Here is a 19,450-nt window from a genome sequence, read left to right on the forward strand (position 1 = left end):
CGAACTGTCCAGCAGTAGGGGAGGGCGGCTTACAGGCCGGCCCAGGCTTCCACTTCCTCGACGAAGTGGTGCACGTCCAGGTAACGGTTGTAGAGCGGGGTGGGCGAGATGCGGATGACGTCCGGCTCGCGCCAGTCACCCAGCACGCCGATGGCGCGCAGATGTTCGAACAGGGCGCGTCCGCGCTCGCGGCCGCCGATCACCCGCAGCGACAGTTGGCAGCCGCGGCGCTCGGGTTCGGCCGGGGTGACGATTTCCAGTACCTGCGGCAGGCGCGCGCGCACCAGTGCGTCGAGCATGCCGGTCAGTGCCAGCGACTTGCTGCGCAGCGAGTCCATGCCGGCACGTTCGAACAGGTCCAGCGACGCACGCAGCGGCGCCAGGCCGAGGATCGGCGGATTGCTCAGCTGCCAGCCCTCGGCGCCGACTGCTGGCTGGAACTGCGGCGCCATCTGGAAGCGGGTGGCTTCGTCATGGCCCCACCAGCCGGCAAAACGCGGCAACGTGGTGTCGCGATGATGGCGTTCGTGCACGAAGGCGCCGGCCACGGCGCCCGGGCCGCTGTTGAGGTATTTGTAGTGGCACCACACGGCGAAGTCCGGGGCGACGTCATGCAGGTGCAGTGGAAGGTTGCCGATCGAGTGCGCCAGGTCGAAGCCGATGCGCGCGCCCTGCAGGCGTGCTGCGCGGGTGATCGCATCCAGGTCGAAGGCCTGGCCGCTGCGATACTGCACGCCAGGCCACAGCACCAGCGCCAGGCGCGGACCGTGCGCGGCGATCGCGCGTTCGATCGCGGCCATCGAGATCGTGCCGTTGGCTTCATCCGGCTGCACTTCCACCAGGCAGTCGGCCGGGTCGAAGCCATGGAAGCGGATCTGTGCTTCCACTGCATGGCGGTCAGTCGGGAACGCGCCGGCTTCCATCAGGATCACCGGGCGTTCGGCCGTGGGCCGGTAGAAGCTGACCATCATCAGGTGCAGGTTCACGCTCAGCGTGTTCATCGCCACCACTTCGCTGGGCAGTGCGCCGACCACGCGTGCCAGCTGCGCGCTGACCAGACGGTGGTACGACAGCCATTGGGTCGGCCCGGTGAAGTGACCTTCCACCGCCAGCTCGCCCCACTGCTTCATCACTTCCTGCACCGCCGCCTGCGCGCCGCGCGGTTGCAGGCCCAGCGAGTTGCCGACGAAGTAGGTCTGCTCACCACCACCGTGGCGCGGAATCAGGAATTCCTGCCGCAGCGGCCGCAGCGGATCGGCGGCATCAAGGGCAATGGCGTGGGTGCGGCTGAGCAGGTCGGACATGGTCGGGCAACAGGCTGCAACGGGACTGCCAGTGTAGCGCCTGGGGCATGACCCGGTGCCTGCCAACCCAACACCAGCGCCGCATGATGCGGTAGTCGCCAACCTTGGTTGGCGCACTTCCGACCGAGCGCCCACCAAGGTGGGCATCTACCAGCGCGGTGGCGCTGTCAGGCCGTCGCCGGTGCCGGCAACGGATCCACGTGGCCGCACTCGCTGCAGGTGCGCAGTTCCAGGCTGGCCTGGTAGCGCGCGAACACCTTCGGCAGGTCGGTCTCGATGTTCTGCAGCGTGAAGTACTCTTCGTACAGCTTGTGGTTGCAGCGCTCGCAATGCCAGATCACCCCGTCGCGCTCATGCGGCAGGCGCTTGCGTTCCACCACCAGGCCGACGCCGCCGGGTGGGCGCCGCGGTGAGTGCGGCACCTTGCCCGGCAGCAGGAAGATTTCGCCAGCGCGGATCGGAATATCGCGCACCGCGCCATCCTCCTGCACCTTCAGCACCATCTCGCCTTCCAGCTGATAGAACCACTCCGGGCCTTCGTCGTAGTGGAAATCGGTGCGGCTGTTCGGCCCGCCGACCACCATCACGATGAAATCGCCGTTGTCGATCATCTTGTTGCCGACCGGCGGCTTCAACAGATGCCGGTTTTCCTCGATCCAGCCCAGCAGGTTGATGGGGGAGGCAAGCATGGGAGTGTCCGTGGGAGGGAGGGTCAGTCGCGGCGGCCGCGGCGCGGAACGTAGGACAGGGCCTTCTCATATGCAGGCTGCAGGTCTTCCGGTGCGCCCACGTCGATACCCATTTCGCGCACGCGGCCATCCTTCAGGCTGTACACCCAGCCGTGCACCATCAGCTTCTGGCCGCGTGCCCAGGCGTCCTGCACGATTGTCGAGCGGCAGGCGTTGACCACCTGCTCGATCACGTTCAGTTCGCACAGGCGTGCATGCTTCAGCTCCGGCTCCTCGATCGCATCCATGATCGCCGCGTGCTTCTGTGCCACGTCACCGACATGGCGCAGCCAGTTGTCGGCCAAGCCCACCCGCGTGTTGTTCAAGCTGGCGTGCACGCCGCCGCAGCCGTAGTGGCCGACGATCAGGATGTGCTTCACCTTCAGCTGGTCCACGGCGTACTGGATCACGCTGAGGCAGTTCAGGTCGGTGTGCACCACCACGTTGGCCACGTTGCGATGCACGAACACCTCACCCGGGGCCATGCCGATGATCTGGTTGGCCGGCACGCGCGAGTCGGAGCAGCCGATCCACAGGTATTCCGGATGCTGCTGCTTGGCCAGCTGATGGAAGAACTCCGGATCTTCCTTCTCGATGCGGTCCGCCCAGTCGCGGTTGTTCTGCAGCAGCTTGTGGATGTCTTTCATGTTCGGGGTCCCTGACGTCGGGTGGGGGCAAGGCGCGGCCGTTCTGGTCGCGTCGTCGCGGGAAACAGGGCGCTCAGCTGCCTGCGGCGGCTTCGTCGCGATACCGGCGCATCCACTGCGCCAGTTCGGTGGAATGGGGATTGTCCAGGCGTTCCAGCTCGGCCATCACCGCCTGCTGGTTGGCCTCGGGGTGGTTCTGGCTCAGCTTCAACGTCAGCTGCACCTGTTCGACGGTGAAGCGGAAGCCGATGATGCCGCGCAGCTGGCGACGGTGGTCGTCACGCTCGGGTTCGAACCGCCACGCCTGGCCGACGCTGGCTTCGAAGCGGTCACCGGTATCGCTGACCAGCTGGGCCAGGGCATCGGTATCGTCGAAGGTCTGCAGCTGGCCGCGCAGTTCGGCGGCGGCGTAGTTCCAGGTAGGCACCCGCGCGGCGGGCTCCTTGTCCGGGTACCAGCTGGCCGAGACATAGCCATGCGGCCCGTCCACCAGCACCTTGGCCGCACCGCTGTGGCGTGCCTGCGGGTTGGCGCGGGCCCAGTGGCCGCGCAGCTCGATGTGGTCGCCGTCGCGCCGGTACAACACCGGCAGCCGGGTCAGTTCAGGCAGGCCGTCGCCACCGGCGGTGAGCACGGTGACGAATGGATCACGCGCCAACAGGCGATCCAGCCACTGCAGGTCGGTCTGTGCGAAAGCGCGCGGGGTGAACATCGGTTGGCCTCAGGCGCGGCTGCCGAGCGACTGCACCATGCGTCCGCGCAGGCCTTCGTCACTGCCCGCCTGCGGTGGCTGCACTTCATGCAGCGAGAAGCCGCGTACCAGCGCATCTTCTTCGTCCAGGCCGTCGTATTCGACGAACTCGGCGTCGAACAGCTGCGAGCGGGCGGTGTCTTCGCTGTCGTAGCTCAGTGTATTGCCATCGCTGTCCAGCACTTCGGCGGTGCCGGCCTCGCGGATGCGCAGGCGTGCCCAGATCAGGGTGTTGCCGAGGCTGGCCAGCCACCAGCTGTCGCGGGCGTGGGAAAGGTCGTTCATGTGTGTCTTACCAGAGCGAGGCCAGCCAGAGCAGGGCAGCCATGCCCAGTCCGGCCAGCAGGGTCAGCAGCGATACCCAGGCGGGCGTCGCCAGCCCGGACAGCGAGCGGTCCGGCTGGGTGCGGTATTCGCGCCGCAGCAGCCAGCCCAGCGCATCGGGCTTGAGGAAGGCGCCACTGCCGAAGCGCTGCGCCAGCGCCGGATGGCGGTCGCGCACATGCACCAGGGTCAGCGGCCAGAAGATCACAAAGGCACTGAACCCGGCCACTGCCACGCCGACGAAACACAGGGCGAAGAACAGGGTCATGGGGGCAGTACCTCCGTGGTCGGGCGTGTGGGCTTAGAAGTCCGCGCTGCCCGGGGCGCGCGGGTAGGGGATCGCATCGCGGATGTTGGACAGGCCGCAGACGTAGACCACCAGGCGCTCGAAGCCGAGGCCGAAACCGGCGTGCGGTACCGAGCCGTAGCGGCGGAAATCGCGGTACCAGCTGTAATGCTCGCGATCCAGGCCGAACTGCGCCATGCGTGCATCCAGCACATCCAGACGCTCTTCGCGCTGGCTGCCACCGATGATCTCGCCGATGCCCGGGGCCAGGACGTCCATCGCGGCGACGGTCCTGCCGTCATCGTTCAGGCGCATGTAGAAGGCCTTGATGTGCTCGGGGTAGTTGGTCACCACCACCGGGCGGCCGACGTGTTCCTCGGTCAGCCAGCGCTCGTGCTCGGTCTGCAGGTCCAGGCCCCATTCGACCGGGAAGTCGAACTTCTTGCCGGACTTCTGCAGCAGGGCGACCGCATCGGTGTAGTCGATGCGCTCGAACGGCGCGTTGATGAAGTCTTCCAGCTTGGTGATCGCGTTCTTGTCCACGCGCTCGGCGATGAAGGCCAGGTCGTCGCCGCGCTCGTTGAGCACCGCGCGGAACAGGTACTTCAGGAATTCTTCGGCCAGGCGTGCGTCTTCAGCCAGGTCGGCGAAGGCGATTTCCGGCTCGATCATCCAGAACTCCGCCAGGTGGCGGGTGGTGTGGCTGTTCTCGGCGCGGAAGGTCGGGCCGAAGGTGTACACCTTGCTCAGCGCCAGGCAGTAGGCCTCGACGTTCAGCTGGCCGGACACGGTCAGGAAGGTTTCCTTGCCGAAGAAGTCGCGGCTGAAGTCGATCCCGCCCTGTGCATCACGCGGCAGGTTCACCATGTCCAGGGTGGACACGCGGAACATCTGGCCGGCGCCTTCGGCATCGGAGGTGGTGATGATCGGGGTGCTGATCCAGTTGAAGCCGTTCTCGTGGAAGAAACGGTGCACGGCCTGGGCCAGGCAGTTGCGGATGCGGGTGACTGCGCCGAACAGGTTGGTGCGCGGGCGCAGGTGCGCCACTTCACGCAGGAACTCCGGCGTCATCGGCTTGGGCTGGATGGGGTAGGTGAGCGGGTCTTCGACCCAGCCGACCACCTCGACCGCGCTGGCCTGGATCTCGAACGACTGGCCCTTGCCCTGCGACTTCACCAGGGTGCCGGTGGCCACCAGCGAGCAGCCGGTGGTCAGGCGCTTGATCTCGTCGAAGTTGGCCAGCGCGTCGCCGGCCACGACCTGGATCGGGGCGAAGCAGGAGCCGTCGGTCACATTCACGAAAGCCAGATTTGCTGAACCGCGCACCGTGCGCACCCAACCGCGTACCGTGACTTCGCCACCTTCCGGGATCTTCCCGGCAAGCGCATGTTCAACGCTGACCACCGTCATGACTTGAATCCTCTGCTGATCGACTCGATCTCTGAACACGGGAGTTTACCGGTTGCAGCGTTCTGCTTGCGAGGCATTTCTGCGGTCATCGGCTCCCTATAATGTCCCGGTACCTCTGGAGTGATCCACCATGGCTGTCAGCCTGACCCCTATTGCCTTCGAGCGCGTGCAGCGCTTCGTCGCCCAGACCCCCGGCGCGCTGGGCCTGCGTTTTGGCGTGACCAAGACCGGCTGCTCGGGCTGGGGCCACATCACCGACCTGGCCCGCGACGAGCGCGCGGACGACACCGTGTTCGACCAGGACGGGGTGAAGATCTACGTCGACGCCAAGAGCCTGGCCCTGGTGGACGGCACCGTGATCGACTTCGGCAAGCACGGCCTGAGCGAGACCTTCACGTTCAGCAACCCGAATGCCACCGCCGAGTGCGGTTGCGGCGAGAGCTTCACCACCGACGCCGACAAGGCCTGAGCCCCGATTGGGTAGATGCCGACCTTGGTCGGCACGGACGTTGGGGCGCCCCAGGCCCTGGTCAGCGGCGGTTGCGCCAGGCATCCCAGGCCAACAACGCGCCGCCCGTCATCAGGCAGGCCGCTGCATAGGCGCCTGGCAGCCCTGTGGCGTCGTGCAGAAGATGCATCAGCAGTGCCGTCACCAAGCTCAGAAAGCCCAGGGCCGTAGCGCCGCTGATCGGGCCGTTGCCCACACGGAACAGGCGGCCATTGTCGCGGTTGATCCAGTGTCGGATTCGTTTAAGGCGGTCCATGGCTGGACGTTAGCGCAGAGGATCCACGGATGGAACGACCGGTTTTTGCCTATTCTCCCAACGCCTACGCGATCTCCTTCGAGGAGGTGGCGGGTGTCTGCGATTGCTGTGGCGAGCCGCGGGCGCTGCGCTACCTGTGCACGTTCTATTGTGCCGGCGATGCGCCGGGCTATCTGTGTCCCTGGTGCATCGCCAACGGCCGGGCGGTTGAACGTTTCCAGGGCGATTTCATCGGCTGGAGCGACATCGAGGGCGTGTCGCCGGACCCGGCCGATCCGCCACCGACCATTCCCCGCGAGCAGTTGCTGGAGATCTGCGAGCGTACCCCGGGTTACTTCTCCTGGCAGCAGCCGGTCTGGCTGACCCACTGCAATACTCCTTGTGCGTTCCTGGGCTATGCCGGCAGCGATGACCTGGCGCCGATCCTGGAGGAGGTCCGGCCCGACGTGGCGGCGGTCAACCCGCGTGATGCCGACTGGGTGCTGCAGCACCTGACACGCGAGGGGCAGATGGTCGGTTGCCTGTTTCAGTGCCTGGAGTGTGGCCAGCACCGGCTTCATGTTGATCTGGCGTAGTTCAGGCTGTTGAATTTCAAGGAAATTGGTTGGATTTCGGGGCGCTGCCTGCGGCCCCTCATTGGCCCCTGAAGGTCCCTGCCTTGTTCACGCCCCCCATCTGCGCCATAATGCGCGGCTTCCTGCCTCCCTGGCAGGATCCCTTGCCCCACCGCGGTATCAACGGCGGGGGGCTGTCCGGCCGCAAGGCCACATCCGAAAGGTAGAAAAACATGAGTCGTCATTACGAAATCGTGTTCATGGTCCACCCGGACCAGAGCGAGCAGGTCCCGGCCATGATCGAGCGCTACAAGTCGCTGGTCGAGAACGGCAACGGCACCATCCACCGTCTGGAAGACTGGGGTCGCCGCCAGCTGGCGTACCCGATCCAGAACCTGGTGAAGGCGCACTACGTGCTGCTGAACATCGAAGTCGACCAGGCCGTTCTGACCGAACTGACCGAGAGCTTCCGCTTCAACGACGCCGTGCTGCGCAACCTGGTCATCAAGCGTGACGAGGCTGACACCGAGCAGTCGCTGATCATGAAGAGCAAGGACGAGAAGGGCGACAAGCCCGAGCGTGGTGAGCGTCGTCGTCGTGATGACGAAGAAGGCGAAACCACCCCCGCCGCTGACAACGATGCCGGCGACGACGCCGCTTCGGCCGCCTAAGGAGCACTGACATGTCCAAGTTCTTCCGTCGCCGCAAGTTCTGCAAGTTCACGGCCGAAGGTGTCAAGGAGATCGACTACAAGGATCTCAACACCCTGCGCCAGTACCTGACCGAGAACGGCAAGATCGTGCCGAGCCGCGTCACCGGTACCAAGTCGAAGTACCAGCGTCAGCTGGCGACCGCCGTCAAGCGCGCTCGCTTCCTGGCCCTGATTCCGTACACCGACAACCACGACGTCTGATGCCGGCGGAGCAGCTCCGCGCTGCCCCCGCTGTGCCAGCTATTCGGACAGCCTTTGTTGCGGGGCCCGCGCCTCGCTAACGAATAACTTATCTGGAGCAATACCATGCAGCTGATCCTCCTGCAGAAAGTCACCAACCTCGGCAACCTCGGCGACCTGGTCGACGTGAAGCCGGGCTACGGCCGTAATTTCCTCGTGCCGCAGGGCAAGGCCGTTCCGGCCACCGAGAGCAACAAGGCCGAGTTCGAAGCCAAGCGCGCTGATTACGAAGCCAAGGCCCAGTCCATCCACGCCGACGCTGAAGCCCGCAAGGCCAAGCTGGAAGGCGCGAGCGTGACCGTCGCCGCCAACGCTTCGACCGAAGGCAAGCTGTACGGCTCGGTCGGCGCGCGCGAAATCGCCGATGCCTTCACCGCTGCCGGCCTGCCGCTGAGCAAGAGCGAAGTCATCCTGGGCGAAGGCGCCTTCCGCAACATTGGCGAGTACGAAGTCCTGGTGCACCTGCACGCGGACGTCGAGACCACCGTCAAGGTCGTGGTTGAAGCCGAAAAGGCCTGATCCCACGCCGCAAGGCCTGGTATCACCAGAACGGGCGCCCGCAAGGGTGCCCGTTTTGTTTTGGGCGAATGTTGGATTTGTAGAGTCGAGCCATGCTCGACTGGTTGCCTTGCAGTACCAGCCCTTGCTACGAAGCGACTTGCAGGAAGTGGCGTTCAAAATCTGCGAGCGCATTGGCAACATCGGTTCGTAATTGATCGTGCTGGAGGAGTTCTCCTGCGCGACGCGCGCGTTCGACCATCATGCCGAGGCAACAGGCGATATCGTGTGACACGACAGGCGCGAGGATGGTTCTGCTGCGCGTTTCCCATGGCTGGCGGGCGTAGACCAGATCCATCGTCATCCGATGCTTCTTGAGGAACAGCTTCAATCGTTCAGGCCCCTCTGATTCGAAGTCCTGGATCTTTCCGGAGACGCGAAGGCCTATAGCCAGGCTTGTGATGGTTTGGAAGTAGTTCCCCGTTACATGGTGCTCGAAGCAGGTATTCAGTCGCTGCTGAAGTGGGAAGAAGAGGTTTCCTGACTGGGGATCGCCATACTGGCCGCTGATCTGTATCTGCATTGGGCTTGCTCAAGTCGTCTGAATGACGAATCGTCCGCAGTCTGTCGAAGGTGAGGGAATGTTGCGATCAAGCAACAGATAGCCCATCCCACCGACAAGAATTCCTCGATGCGTCGGCGCTGCCCGGTTCAAGCGGGAACTGTTGATCTGGAGAATGAACTCCTCTCCTTCAGCGCTGTGTTCCTGAAGCCATGCAGGGATGCCCCCAATCTTGGCGATTCCGTTATCGGCGCTGTCCGGGGCGGGAATTGCCTCAGTGCTGATCAGGCGTGGGGTAAATGCGTGCTTGGCGCTGGATACGCTGTGGTCGCTCGGCAGATGGGCGATGACCCGCCCGCCAGCCTGCAATGCAGCCTCGATATAGGCATCGTCCCGAACGTCATAGGGCGTGAAAATCGATATGCAGAGATTCGCTTTGATGTTGACCTGCGGAACGTGCGTTTGGATGAACGATGCAGGGAGGCTTGCAAGATGAAGCATCGCCTTGCCGCTGGTCTCGCAGGGCCATGCAGAGCCGACAGAGAGGTACGGACTACCGCCCAGGAAAGCGAGATCCAAAGCCTGGCCGGGATTCTCGAACCTCAGCTCTCGATAGAAGGGCTGGCTAGCTCTATTCATCCGCCAATATTGCCGCCCCGACCGTTGGTCGGCGAGACTTTTGAAAAATATCCATATGAATCAATTATTTGATTGAAACGGTAGGCATATGTGTGGCCTTAAAGCGACATCTCGACGTAAAGCGGGTGGCGGCTAGATGCTTTCCCCGCCCGTCATCCCGCCCGTGGAACATTCGCCCCGCTATACTCATTCCATTGCGTCACCCTTGGCCTTGTTGAATTCTTTTGAAATCAAGGGCTTGAGGTGCTGGCTGACCTGACATCCACTATGGTGGCGGCCGTAAGGCCCTTGCCCGGAACCCAATCACGCCATGCGTCTTTCCACGATCAAGCTGTCCGGCTTCAAGTCCTTCGTCGATCCGACCACCCTGCACCTGCCGACCAACATGACCGGCGTGGTGGGCCCCAATGGTTGCGGCAAGTCGAACATCATCGATGCGGTGCGCTGGGTCATGGGCGAGAGCTCGGCCAGCCGCCTGCGTGGTGACTCGCTTACCGACGTGATCTTCTCCGGTTCCAATGCCCGCAAGCCGGTGTCGCAGGCCACCGTCGAGCTCATCTTCGACAACTCGGATCACACGATTTCCGGCGAGTACGCCTCGTTCAACGAGATCTCGGTCAAGCGCACCGTCAGCCGTGACGGCAGCAGCAACTACTACCTCAACGGCACCAAGTGCCGCCGCCGCGACATCACCGACCTGTTCCTCGGCACCGGCCTGGGCCCGCGCAGCTACTCGATCATCGAGCAGGGCATGATCAGCCAGATCATCGAGGCGCGCCCGGAAGACCTGCGCGTGTACCTGGAAGAGGCTGCAGGCATCTCCAAGTACAAGGAGCGCCGCAAGGAAACCGAGACCCGCATCCGCCACACGCGCGAGAACCTGGACCGCCTGGGCGACCTGCGCGAGGAAATCACCAAGCAGCTTGAACACCTCAAGCGGCAGGCCAAACAGGCCGAGCAGTACCAGACACTGCAGGAAGAGCGCCGGGTCAAGGACGCGGAGTGGAAGGCGCTGGAATACCGCGGCCTGGATGGTCGCCTGTCCAAGCTGCGCGAAGGCCTGTCGCAGGAAGAAACCAAGCTGCAGCAACTGATCGCCGACCAGCGTGACGCCGAGGCGCGGATCGAGACCTCGCGTGTGCGTCGCGAGGAGGCTGCAGACGCGCTCAATGCCGCGCAGGCCGAGGTCTACCAGGTGGGCAGCACGCTGGCCCGTCTCGAACAGCAGATCCAGCACCAGCGCGAACTGTCGCAGCGCCTGCACAAGGCGCGCGATGAAACCCGCCAGGCACTGGCCGAACTGGGCCAGCACATCAGTGGTGACGAAGCCAAGCTGATGGTGCTGCGCGAAGCGGTCGATGCGGCCACCCCGCAGTTGGAAGCGCTGCAGGAAGAGAACGAGATCAAGCAGGAAGGCCTGCGCGAGGCCGAAACGCGGCTGTCCGATTGGCAGCAGCGTTGGGAGCAGCACACCTCCCAGAGTTCGGAGGCCTCGCGCGCCGGTGAGGTCGAGCGCACCCGCGTGGACTACCTGGACAAGCAGATCCTTGATGCCGATCGTCGCCGCGAAGCACTGGCGGCCGAGCGCGCTGGCCTGGACGTGGATGCGCTGGACGAGGTCTTCGAGCAGCTGCACCTGCAGCACGAGACGCAGAAGACCGCGCTGGATGAGCTGACCGAACAGGTCGAGGAGCGCAAGCACGGTGTTGCCGCCGTGCAGGAGCAGCAACGTAACGGCCAGAACGAACTGGCCGAGCTGCGCAAGCAGGTCAATGGCCTGCGTGGGCGCCTGTCCTCGCTGGAAACCCTGCAGCAGGCCGCACTCGGCCAGGAGCAGGGCGCGGCGGTGGCGTGGCTGAAGTCGCGTGGCCTGGATTCGGCCGCACGCGTGGGTGAACGCCTGGATGTCGATGCCGGCTGGGAAAATGCAGTGGAAAGCGCCCTCGGCCAGTTGATCGAAGGCGTGCTGGTCGATGATCCGGCCAGCCTGGTCGATGCATTGGGCGAGCTGGGCGAAGGCCGCATTGCATTGGTGGCCAATGATGGCGCGGACCTGAAGGTCGCACCAACCTCGCTGGCTGCACGTGTGCGTGGACCGGCGCCGATCCGTCGCCTGCTTGCGCGCCTGCACGGTGCGCGCGACCTGGCCGAAGCCAATGCGCTGCAGGCCAGCCTGCCTGAGGGCGATTCCATCATCACCCAGGGCGGTGAGCGTCTGGGCGAGGGCTGGGTGCGCGTGTCGCGCTCCGGCGCTGCCAAGCAGGGCGCGCTGCTGCGCGAACGCGAAATCAATGAACTGCGCGAGCAGATCGAACAGCTGCAGTCGCGCGAAACCGAACTGGAAGAACAGCTGGCCGGTTTCCGTGAGCACCTGTTGGCCGCCGAACAGCAGCGTGAGGATGCGCAGCGGGCGCTGTACCTGGCGCACCGCGCGGTGTCCGAACTGGCCGGCCAGCTGCAGGGCCAGCAGGGCAAGGTCGAGGCGGCACGCACACGCATCGACCGCATCGAAGGCGAGCTCAGCCAGTTGCTGGAGACCCTGGACATCAATCGCGAGCAGGCGCGGGAAGCGCGTTCGCGGCTGGAGAATGCGGTCAACAGCATGGGCGACCTGGAGTCGAACCGGCAGGGCCTGGAGGGCGAACGCCGTCAGTTGACCGAGGCGCGTGATCTGGCCCGCGACGCCGCCCGTGCGGTGCGCGAGCGTTCGCACGCGTTGGCGCTGACCCTGGAATCGCAGCGTGCCCAGGTGGCCTCGTTGAGCCAGGCACTGGAACGCATGAACACCCAGCGTGGCCAGCTGGATTCGCGCCTGGGCGAACTGCATTCGCAGCTGGACGAAGGCGATACACCGGTCGAGTCGCTGCAGGCAGAGCATCAGAACGCGTTGGAAGAGCGAGTACGTGCTGATCGCGTGCTGACCGAAGCGCGCACGCTGCTGGATGGCATCGACGCCGAGCTGCGCAATTACGAGCAGACCCGCCACCAGCGCGACGAGCAGGCGTTGGCCCAGCGCGAGCGCATTTCGCAGCGCAAGCTGGACCAGCAGGCATTGGTGCTCAGTGCCGAAACCTTGCAGGGCGCCGTGGAGAAGGCCGGTTTCGTGCTGCAGGATGTGATCAACACGCTGCCCGAAGAGGCGCGCCTGGGCGACTGGGAACAAGCCGTGCACCAGATCGATGGCCGCATGCGCCGGCTGGAGCCGGTCAACCTGGCCGCGATCCACGAATATGGCGAAGCCTCGCAGCGCTCGGAGTATCTGGACGCCCAGCACGTTGATCTGACCACGGCGCTGGAGACCCTGGAAGATGCGATCCGCAAGATCGACCGCGAGACCCGCGGCCGTTTCAAGGACACCTTCGATCGGGTCAATGCCGGTGTGCAGGCGCTGTATCCGCGCCTGTTCGGTGGCGGCCACGCCTACCTGGAACTGACCGGCGAAGACCTTCTCGACACCGGTGTGACCATCATGGCGCGCCCCCCGGGCAAGCGGGTGTCGAGCATCTCGCTGTTGTCCGGTGGCGAAAAGGCGATGACCGCCGTGGCGCTGGTGTTTGCGATCTTCCAGCTCAACCCGGCGCCGTTCTGCCTGCTGGACGAGGTGGATGCTCCGCTGGATGAAGCCAACGTCGGCCGCCTGGCCAACATGGTCAAGGAAATGAGCGAGAAGGTGCAGTTCCTGTTCGTCAGCCACAACAAGGCCACGATGGAAGCGGCGCACCAGTTGTCGGGCGTGACGATGCGCGAACCGGGCGTCAGCCGCCTGGTCAGCGTGGACCTGGAAGAAGCCGCGCGATTGGCGGGCGCGGCCTGACGTGCCATCCTAGTTACCTGAATGAACTAGCCGGAGAACCTAACGAATGTCCGACACGGCACTGTTGCGCATCGGCATCCTGGCCGCCGGCCTGCTGTTGGTCGCTGCGATCTTCCTGTTTGGCCGTCCCAAGAAGAAGCCCCAGGGCCGTCGTCTGGACAGCGCCGAGCCGGCAAGCGGCGAGCGCCGCGAGCCGGTGCTGGGCGAGGATGGCGTGCCCGTGGCCGATGCCCGCGTCGAGCCTGGCATGGGCGATGCGGTCGAGCAGGCCGAACTGGGACTGCCCGACGTCGATGGCGCGGCCAGCGACCTCGGCAAGCGCGCGACCCAGGATTTCGACAAGATCGTTTCATTGTTCGTGGCCGCCCGCGCCGGCGAACAGCTTCGTGGCGAAGACATCGTCGTGGCCGCGGAAAAGACCGGCCTGGTGTTTGGCCACATGAATGTCTTCCACCGGCTGGTCGAGGGTCATCCCGAACGTGGCCCGATCTTCTCGATGGCCAGCATCATGAAGCCGGGCAGCTTCGACATGGGCAACATCCGCGCCATGGAAACCCCGGCCATCGCCTTCTTCCTGACCCTGCCGGCGCCGCTGACCGCGCTGGACGCCTGGGAGAAGATGCTGCCGACCGTGCAGCGCATGGCCGAGCTGCTGGATGGCGTGGTACTGGATGACGGCCGCAACGCGCTCGGTCGCCAGCGCATCGCCCATATCCGTGATGAGCTGCGCGCCTATGACCGCCAGCACCAGGCCCCGCCGCTGACAAAGACCCCGCGCTGGTAAGCGCAGCAGGTCCTGGCGTGCCGACCAACGGTCGGCACCCACCAGACCAGTAGATCCACGCCATGCGTGGATGCGGTCTACGCCGGTACGCCCGCCACCTTCGCGAACGCGCTGCGGAAGCGCGCCATCTCTTCTTCGGTGCCCACGGTCACGCGCACGCGCTGCGGCCAGATCGGCCAGCTGCGGCCGATCACCACGCCGTTGTCCGCCATGGCCTTGGCGAAGGCCGCGCCGTCACGTTGCACATCCACCACGAAGCAGTTCGCTTCCGTCGGCAGGCAGTCGAAGCCACGCTTGCCCAGCCAGGCGATGGTGGTCTGCCGGGCCTTGGCATTCTGCAGGCGTCGCTGCGGAACCAGCTGCGGGTCACGCAGGCTGGCCAGTGCCGCTGCAAGTGCGGGCACGGGCAGCGGGTTCTCGCCCAGGCTGGCCAGCTCGCGCAGGCGCTCGGGATGTGCCGCCGCCACGCCAAGGCGCAGTCCGGCCATGCCGTACAGCTTGGAGAAGGTACGCAGCACGATCAGGTCATCGCGCCGGGCCACCTGTGCAATCAGGCTGGGCTGTTCGCTGTACTGCAGGTAGGCCTCGTCCAGCAGCACGCGGGTACCGGCGGGCTTGTTGGCCAGCAGCCAGGCCAGCTCGTCGGGGGGACTGATCGAGCCGGTGGGGTTGTTGGGATTGCACACGTACAGCAGGCCGGTCGGTCGCGCGTGCGCGGCGGCCACCATCGCGCGCAGGTCGTGCGCACCATCGCTGCGCAGCGGCACCTTCTGCACATGAGCGCCGCGCGCGGCTGCCATCTCGCCCAGCGTCTCGAAGGTCGGGTCGGCCACCACCAGGCCCGCCTGCGGGCCGGTCCACAGCGTCGCCGCGCGGTTCAGCGGCTCGCTGGAGCCCGGATACAGGCGCACGTGGTCGGCGGGAATGCCGGCCTGGGCGATGAAGGCATCGCGCACCTCTCCGGCCAGGGCGAAACGGTAACGGCCGCAGCTGGCGATGCTGTCGCGTGCCGCCTGCTGGGCGGCGGGCGAGGGGCCGTAGGGGCATTCGTTGAAGTTCAGCAGCACCGCGCCTTCATTGGTGTTTGGCGGGGCCACGGTCGCCGGCTGTGCCTGGGCCGACCGGGGCAGGCCGCTGCTGGCGAGCGCGAGGCCGGCGCCGGCCAGCTGCAGGAAGTGGCGGCGGGAGGCGGGCAGGGTCACAGGCGCGGTTCCTGAAGGGCGACCGACGCACGCTAGCGCTGGCAGCGAGTGCCGGCAAGCGGTTGCGTGGAGCCGATGCCACGCTCGACTGCTGTTCGCCGCCCGTTGAGCTTGGCTCGACGCTACAGACAGGGCTTGACGCGCAGGCGCGGTAGAATTCCCGGCCATCCCAGAACCCGCGGATTCCGATGAGCCCCAGCCCCGCCGAACGTGCCGAAGACCTGCGCCGGCAGATCGCCCAGGCCAACCGCGCCTATCACGAGCTGGATGCGCCGGAGATCCCCGACGTCGACTACGACCGTCTGGTGCGTGAGCTGGAGGCGCTGGAGCGCGAGCATCCCGATCTCGCCCGTGCCGACAGCCCGACCCAGCAGGTGGGCGCCCGCCCGTCGGGGCGCTTCGCCGAAGTCACCCATGCGGTGCCGATGCTGTCGCTGTCCAATGCCTTCAGCGATGAGGAAGTAGCTGACTTCGTACGCCGCATCGATGAGCGTCTGCGCCGCGGCACCCTGCGTTTTTCCGCCGAACCGAAGATGGACGGCCTGGCGATCAGCCTGCGTTATGAGGACGGCCATTTCGTGCTGGGTGCCACCCGTGGCGACGGCAGCACCGGCGAGGACGTGACCGCCAACCTGCGCGAGATCGGCGACATCCCCAAGCGTCTGAAAGGCAAGGACTGGCCGGATGTGCTGGAAGTGCGCGGTGAGGTCTACATGGCCCGCGCCGACTTCGAGGCCTACAACGAGCGCGCGCGCCTGCACGGTGGCAAGGTGCTGGCCAATCCGCGCAATGCCGCCGCCGGTTCGCTGCGCCAGCTCGACCCGAAGATCAGCGCGCAGCGCAGGCTCAGCTTCTTCACTTACGGCACCGGTGACGTGCAGGGCGGTGAGCTGCCCGATACGCATTCGGGTACGCTGGCACAGCTGCGCGAATGGGGCTTCCCGGTCAGCGACCTGTGCAAGGTGGTGGAAGGCAGCGACGGCCTGTTGGCCTATTACCGGGACATCGGCGAGCGTCGCGACAGCCTGGCATTCGATATCGATGGTGTGGTCTACAAGCTCGATGACCGCGCCGGCCAGCAGACCATGGGCTTCGTTTCGCGCGCGCCACGCTGGGCCATCGCGCACAAGTTCCCGGCGCAGGAACAGAGCACCACGCTGGAAGCCATCGAAATCCAGATCGGCCGCACCGGTGCTGCCACCCCGGTGGCACGTCTTGCGCCGGTCGCGGTGGCTGGGGTGATCGTCTCCAACGCCACCCTGCACAACGCCGACCAGATCGCACGGCTGGACGTGCGCGTGGGCGACAGTGTGATCGTGCGCCGTGCTGGCGATGTGATCCCGGAAGTGGTCAGCGTCATCCTCGACCGACGCCCTGCGGGCACCACGCCCTGGCAGATGCCGACCAGCTGCCCGGTGTGCGGCTCGGAGATCGTGCGCGAGGAGGGGGCCGCCGCGTGGCGCTGCTCGGGCGAGCTGTCCTGCCCGGCGCAGCGCAAGGAAGCCATCGCCCACTTCGCCTCGCGACGTGCGATGGATATCGACGGCCTTGGCGACAAGTACATCGAAACCCTGGTGGACGCCGGCATCGTCAAGAGCGTGGCCGATCTGTACCGCCTCACCCGTGACCAGCTGCTGCACCTGAAGTTGGTGCTGGATGCTGAAGACCCTTCGGCACTCGCAGCCAGCCTGAAACTGCACCTGCCGGCCGAAGGCAGCGGCGCGGTGCTCAACGCCGTGTTGAAGCTCGATGGCAACGATGCGGGATGGCGCGCGCAGGCATTGGCGCAGCCGGCAGCCTTCGAATGGAACACGAAGAAGATCGCTACCAAGTGGGCCGACAACCTGATTGCTGCGATCGACGCCAGCCGTGATGCGACGCTGGAACGGCTGCTGTTCGCGTTGGGCATCGAGCACGTCGGCGAAAGTACCGCCAAGGCGCTGGCACAGTGGTTTGGCGATCTGGCGTTGATCCGCCGTCTGCCGTGGCCGCTGTTCAAGCGCGTTCCGGATATCGGTGGCGAGGTGGCACGTTCGCTGGGTCACTTCTTCGAACAGGAAGGCAACCAGCAGGCCATCGATGCACTGCTGCAGGTGGGGCAGGTACGTATCAGCGACGTGCACCCGCCGAGCGCAAAGCTGCGCGAAGGTCTTGACCTGGCCCAACTGCTGGTTGAAGCGGAGATTCCCGGCATCACCCGCCTGCGTGCCGAGAAGCTGGTCGCCGCACTGCCCAACGCACAATCGGTGCTGGACGCCGAGCACGGCCAGTTCGTCAACGCCGGCCTGCCCGATGACACCGCGCGCGGCGTCGCTGACTGGCTGGACAGCGAGGGCCATGGCGCGATGCTGCTGGCGGCCGAGGTGGAGATGAAACACATCCTGGCCAGCGCACCGGCCCTGGCCGAAGTGGTGGCCGGCCCGCTGGACGGGCAGACGGTGGTGCTGACCGGCACGCTGGCCCAGCTCAATCGCGATACGGCCAAGGAGCGCCTGGAGGCGCTGGGCGCCAAGGTGTCCGGCAGCGTGTCGAAGAAGACCAGTTTCGTGGTTGCCGGCACCGAGGCGGGTTCCAAGCTGGACAAGGCGCAAGCGCTGGGCGTTCCGGTGTGGGATGAAGAGCGACTGCTGGCCTACTTCGCCGAACACGAATGATGAATCGGCCGGGTGCGCAGGCGCCCGGCACGCAACCGCAAAGGAACACTGATGCAGACCGCTCCGCTGGATTTCCGCCTGGCCACCCGTGCCGACGAGGAACTGCTGATCGCGCTGATGCGCGATTTCTACGCCGAAGACAAGATCGAATTCGACGATGCGCGCGTGCGCCGTGGCGTCGATGCGCTGCTGGCCGATCCGCGCAACGGCGAAGTGCTGCTGTGGCTGGATGAGGCCGCAGCTGTCGTTGGCTATGCGGTGATCGCGATGGGCTTCAGCCTGGAGCAGGGCGGCCATTTCATGCTGCTGGACGAGCTCTATCTCAGCCATCGCGCGCGAGGTCGTGGCCGTGGCAAGCGGGCACTGGCCATCTGCGAACAGCGCGCGCGGGGGCGCGGGGTCAGCCGGCTGCGGCTGGAGGTCAACCATCACAACGAACTGGCGCGTCGCCTGTACCTGGCCAGCGGCTACATCGATGACACCCGCGATCTGCTGACCCTGCCGCTGGACCATCCGCGCCCGGAGGGCATCCTGTGAGCGAGGCGCTGCTGCGCAATCTGCAACAGCGCGCCACCCTCAATGCGCTGGTGCGGCGCTTCTTCGCCGAGCGCGGCGTGCTGGAAGTGGAAACGCCGATCCTGTCGGTGGCGGGCAACACCGAGCCGAACATCGACAGCTTCCACACCGATTTCAGCGGCCACGTCGATGCGGGCGGTCGACGCCGCTGGCTGCGCACCTCGCCGGAGTTTCCGCTCAAGCGACTGCTCGCTGCCGGCGTGGGCGACTGCTATGAACTGGGCCGGGTGTTCCGCAATGGCGAAGCAGGTGGCCGCCACAATCCCGAGTTCACCATGCTGGAGTGGTATAGGGTTGGCTGGGACCACCATCGGCTGCTGCAGGAAACCGCAGAACTGGTGGGGCAGGCGCTGGCGCTGGTGGGTCGCAGCGCGACGTTGCGTGTGCTGAGCTATCGCGAACTGTTCCAGCAGCACGCAGGCGTGGACCCGTTCGATGCCGATGAGGCAGTGCTGCGCGCCGCGCTGGGCGAAGTGCACATCGATCCGGTGGGCCTGACCCGCGATGACTGGCTGGATCTGTTGATGACCCACCGTATCCAACCGCATTTCGATGACGCGGTCATGACCGTCGTCCACGACTGGCCCGCCAGCCAGGCGGCACTGGCGCGCATCCGTGCCGGCACACCGCCGTTGGCCGAGCGTTTCGAGCTGTACCTGGGCGCGGTGGAACTGGCCAACGGTTATCACGAACTGAACGATGCGGCTGAACAACGCGCGCGTTTCCAGCATGACCTGCAGCGCCGCCACGCGCGCGGACAGGTACAGCCCGCATTGGATGAAGCGTTGCTGCATGCACTGCCTTTGATGCCCGGCTGTGCCGGCGTTGCCGTTGGCATTGATCGCCTGTTGATGGCGATGCACCGTACACCGCGCATTGCAGATGTACTTGCATTCGATTTCGCCCACGCATGACCCGACGATTTCGCATGGACCTGGCAGGCTGAACGAAAAAGCGTTTTGTCGCGCTTGATTCAGCAAGCACGATGATGCTCTTATCAC

The 19,450-nt window shown here is 65.5% G+C and carries 21 protein-coding genes; 10 read left to right on the top strand and 11 right to left on the bottom strand.

The features are described 5' to 3' along the window. Window positions 1-29 precede the first annotated feature (29 nt). The 7 genes from kynU to asnS form a co-directional block, all read right to left on the bottom strand. Window positions 30-1,304, bottom strand: a complete 1,275-nt coding sequence (gene kynU / locus HFK18_RS12375) for a kynureninase (RefSeq protein ID WP_180166461.1) — start codon at window positions 1,302-1,304, stop codon at window positions 30-32. 167 nt (window positions 1,305-1,471) lie between these two features. After that, on the bottom strand, window positions 1,472-1,993 hold the full coding sequence (locus tag HFK18_RS12380; protein ID WP_089236108.1) for a 3-hydroxyanthranilate 3,4-dioxygenase: 522 nt from the start codon (window positions 1,991-1,993) through the stop codon (window positions 1,472-1,474). 23 nt (window positions 1,994-2,016) lie between these two features. Next, window positions 2,017-2,679, bottom strand: a complete 663-nt coding sequence (gene can / locus HFK18_RS12385) for a carbonate dehydratase (RefSeq protein ID WP_180166462.1) — start codon at window positions 2,677-2,679, stop codon at window positions 2,017-2,019. Window positions 2,680-2,752: 73 nt separating this feature from the next. Beyond that, window positions 2,753-3,391: an FMN-binding negative transcriptional regulator gene (locus HFK18_RS12390; protein ID WP_180166463.1), complete on the bottom strand. Its 639-nt coding sequence runs from the start codon at window positions 3,389-3,391 to the stop codon at window positions 2,753-2,755. Window positions 3,392-3,400: 9 nt separating this feature from the next. Continuing rightward, complete coding sequence (locus HFK18_RS12395; RefSeq protein WP_180166464.1) at window positions 3,401-3,715, bottom strand: hypothetical protein; 315 nt, start codon at window positions 3,713-3,715, stop codon at window positions 3,401-3,403. Between the two features lie 7 nt (window positions 3,716-3,722). Then, a complete protein-coding gene (locus tag HFK18_RS12400) occupies window positions 3,723-4,022 on the bottom strand; it encodes a hypothetical protein (protein WP_006376524.1) in 300 nt (99 codons plus the stop codon). Window positions 4,023-4,055: 33 nt separating this feature from the next. After that, the gene (asnS, locus tag HFK18_RS12405) at window positions 4,056-5,450 is read right to left on the bottom strand and encodes an asparagine--tRNA ligase (RefSeq protein ID WP_099820767.1); all 1,395 of its coding nucleotides are present in this window, start codon (window positions 5,448-5,450) and stop codon (window positions 4,056-4,058) included. Window positions 5,451-5,580: 130 nt separating this feature from the next. Here asnS and HFK18_RS12410 point away from each other — a divergent pair, with 130 nt between their 5' ends. Beyond that, on the top strand, window positions 5,581-5,919 hold the full coding sequence (locus tag HFK18_RS12410; RefSeq protein WP_033831500.1) for an iron-sulfur cluster assembly accessory protein: 339 nt from the start codon (window positions 5,581-5,583) through the stop codon (window positions 5,917-5,919). Window positions 5,920-5,980: 61 nt separating this feature from the next. Here HFK18_RS12410 and HFK18_RS12415 read toward each other — a convergent pair whose 3' ends face one another. Continuing rightward, window positions 5,981-6,214: a hypothetical protein gene (locus HFK18_RS12415; RefSeq protein WP_180166465.1), complete on the bottom strand. Its 234-nt coding sequence runs from the start codon at window positions 6,212-6,214 to the stop codon at window positions 5,981-5,983. A 29-nt stretch (window positions 6,215-6,243) separates the two neighbouring features. On the opposite strand from HFK18_RS12415, the gene HFK18_RS12420 reads away from it, so the two are divergent. The 4 genes from HFK18_RS12420 to rplI all read left to right on the top strand — a co-directional run bounded on the left by HFK18_RS12420 (window position 6,244) and on the right by rplI (window position 8,239). After that, on the top strand, window positions 6,244-6,789 hold the full coding sequence (locus tag HFK18_RS12420; protein ID WP_180166466.1) for a CbrC family protein: 546 nt from the start codon (window positions 6,244-6,246) through the stop codon (window positions 6,787-6,789). A 212-nt stretch (window positions 6,790-7,001) separates the two neighbouring features. Continuing rightward, window positions 7,002-7,439 (top strand): 30S ribosomal protein S6, encoded by a 438-nt coding sequence (gene rpsF, locus HFK18_RS12425; RefSeq protein WP_025876882.1) that lies wholly within the window; start codon window positions 7,002-7,004, stop codon window positions 7,437-7,439. 11 nt (window positions 7,440-7,450) lie between these two features. Continuing rightward, window positions 7,451-7,681, top strand: coding sequence for a 30S ribosomal protein S18 (rpsR, locus tag HFK18_RS12430; RefSeq protein WP_002804494.1), 231 nt, complete (start codon window positions 7,451-7,453; stop codon window positions 7,679-7,681). A 105-nt stretch (window positions 7,682-7,786) separates the two neighbouring features. After that, a complete protein-coding gene (gene rplI, locus HFK18_RS12435; protein WP_089236101.1) occupies window positions 7,787-8,239 on the top strand; it encodes a 50S ribosomal protein L9 in 453 nt (150 codons plus the stop codon). Window positions 8,240-8,366: 127 nt separating this feature from the next. Here rplI and HFK18_RS12440 read toward each other — a convergent pair whose 3' ends face one another. Both HFK18_RS12440 and HFK18_RS12445 read right to left on the bottom strand, forming a co-directional pair. Next, on the bottom strand, window positions 8,367-8,801 hold the full coding sequence (locus HFK18_RS12440; protein ID WP_180166467.1) for a hypothetical protein: 435 nt from the start codon (window positions 8,799-8,801) through the stop codon (window positions 8,367-8,369). 9 nt (window positions 8,802-8,810) lie between these two features. Continuing rightward, window positions 8,811-9,419 carry a DUF1963 domain-containing protein gene (locus HFK18_RS12445; protein WP_180166468.1) on the bottom strand — a complete coding sequence of 203 codons (609 nt, stop codon included), beginning with the start codon at window positions 9,417-9,419 and terminating at the stop codon, window positions 8,811-8,813. Between the two features lie 310 nt (window positions 9,420-9,729). On the opposite strand from HFK18_RS12445, the gene smc reads away from it, so the two are divergent. Next, window positions 9,730-13,233 (top strand): chromosome segregation protein SMC, encoded by a 3,504-nt coding sequence (gene smc / locus HFK18_RS12450; protein WP_180166469.1) that lies wholly within the window; start codon window positions 9,730-9,732, stop codon window positions 13,231-13,233. A gap of 46 nt (window positions 13,234-13,279) precedes the next feature. After that, entirely contained in the window at window positions 13,280-14,017 is a 738-nt protein-coding gene (gene zipA, locus HFK18_RS12455; RefSeq protein WP_100552946.1) for a cell division protein ZipA, read from the top strand. Window positions 14,018-14,094: 77 nt separating this feature from the next. On the opposite strand, the gene HFK18_RS12460 is transcribed toward zipA, so the two are convergent. Further along, window positions 14,095-15,219: a pyridoxal phosphate-dependent aminotransferase gene (locus HFK18_RS12460; RefSeq protein WP_180166470.1), complete on the bottom strand. Its 1,125-nt coding sequence runs from the start codon at window positions 15,217-15,219 to the stop codon at window positions 14,095-14,097. 182 nt (window positions 15,220-15,401) lie between these two features. Here HFK18_RS12460 and ligA point away from each other — a divergent pair, with 182 nt between their 5' ends. From ligA to epmA, 3 genes are read left to right on the top strand one after another with little or no spacing between them, the layout of a single operon-like run. Then, window positions 15,402-17,873, top strand: a complete 2,472-nt coding sequence (gene ligA, locus HFK18_RS12465) for an NAD-dependent DNA ligase LigA (protein WP_180166659.1) — start codon at window positions 15,402-15,404, stop codon at window positions 17,871-17,873. 51 nt (window positions 17,874-17,924) lie between these two features. Further along, window positions 17,925-18,410, top strand: a complete 486-nt coding sequence (locus HFK18_RS12470; RefSeq protein WP_025876917.1) for a GNAT family N-acetyltransferase — start codon at window positions 17,925-17,927, stop codon at window positions 18,408-18,410. After that, entirely contained in the window at window positions 18,407-19,363 is a 957-nt protein-coding gene (epmA, locus tag HFK18_RS12475) for an EF-P lysine aminoacylase EpmA (RefSeq protein WP_180166471.1), read from the top strand. Before HFK18_RS12470 ends, epmA begins: the two co-directional genes overlap by 4 nt. The last annotated feature ends 87 nt before the right edge of the window (window positions 19,364-19,450 follow it).

Origin of the sequence: Stenotrophomonas sp. SbOxS2 (assembly GCF_013416715.1) — a bacterium.
Classification (GTDB): Bacteria; Pseudomonadota; Gammaproteobacteria; order Xanthomonadales; family Xanthomonadaceae; genus Stenotrophomonas; species Stenotrophomonas lactitubi.

Excerpts from the sequence above, each read along its gene's own strand:
- kynU (WP_180166461.1), bottom strand. The coding sequence starts at position 1,304 with ATGTCCGACCTGCTCAGCCGCACCCACGCCATTGCCCTTGATGCCGCC.
- HFK18_RS12380 (WP_089236108.1), bottom strand. The coding sequence starts at position 1,993 with ATGCTTGCCTCCCCCATCAACCTGCTGGGCTGGATCGAGGAAAACCGG.
- can (WP_180166462.1), bottom strand. The coding sequence starts at position 2,679 with ATGAAAGACATCCACAAGCTGCTGCAGAACAACCGCGACTGGGCGGAC.
- HFK18_RS12390 (WP_180166463.1), bottom strand. The coding sequence starts at position 3,391 with ATGTTCACCCCGCGCGCTTTCGCACAGACCGACCTGCAGTGGCTGGAT.
- HFK18_RS12395 (WP_180166464.1), bottom strand. The coding sequence starts at position 3,715 with ATGAACGACCTTTCCCACGCCCGCGACAGCTGGTGGCTGGCCAGCCTC.
- HFK18_RS12400 (WP_006376524.1), bottom strand. The coding sequence starts at position 4,022 with ATGACCCTGTTCTTCGCCCTGTGTTTCGTCGGCGTGGCAGTGGCCGGG.
- asnS (WP_099820767.1), bottom strand. The coding sequence starts at position 5,450 with ATGACGGTGGTCAGCGTTGAACATGCGCTTGCCGGGAAGATCCCGGAA.
- HFK18_RS12410 (WP_033831500.1), top strand. The coding sequence starts at position 5,581 with ATGGCTGTCAGCCTGACCCCTATTGCCTTCGAGCGCGTGCAGCGCTTC.
- HFK18_RS12415 (WP_180166465.1), bottom strand. The coding sequence starts at position 6,214 with ATGGACCGCCTTAAACGAATCCGACACTGGATCAACCGCGACAATGGC.
- HFK18_RS12420 (WP_180166466.1), top strand. The coding sequence starts at position 6,244 with ATGGAACGACCGGTTTTTGCCTATTCTCCCAACGCCTACGCGATCTCC.
- rpsF (WP_025876882.1), top strand. The coding sequence starts at position 7,002 with ATGAGTCGTCATTACGAAATCGTGTTCATGGTCCACCCGGACCAGAGC.
- rpsR (WP_002804494.1), top strand. The coding sequence starts at position 7,451 with ATGTCCAAGTTCTTCCGTCGCCGCAAGTTCTGCAAGTTCACGGCCGAA.
- rplI (WP_089236101.1), top strand. The coding sequence starts at position 7,787 with ATGCAGCTGATCCTCCTGCAGAAAGTCACCAACCTCGGCAACCTCGGC.
- HFK18_RS12440 (WP_180166467.1), bottom strand. The coding sequence starts at position 8,801 with ATGCAGATACAGATCAGCGGCCAGTATGGCGATCCCCAGTCAGGAAAC.
- HFK18_RS12445 (WP_180166468.1), bottom strand. The coding sequence starts at position 9,419 with ATGAATAGAGCTAGCCAGCCCTTCTATCGAGAGCTGAGGTTCGAGAAT.
- smc (WP_180166469.1), top strand. The coding sequence starts at position 9,730 with ATGCGTCTTTCCACGATCAAGCTGTCCGGCTTCAAGTCCTTCGTCGAT.
- zipA (WP_100552946.1), top strand. The coding sequence starts at position 13,280 with ATGTCCGACACGGCACTGTTGCGCATCGGCATCCTGGCCGCCGGCCTG.
- HFK18_RS12470 (WP_025876917.1), top strand. The coding sequence starts at position 17,925 with ATGCAGACCGCTCCGCTGGATTTCCGCCTGGCCACCCGTGCCGACGAG.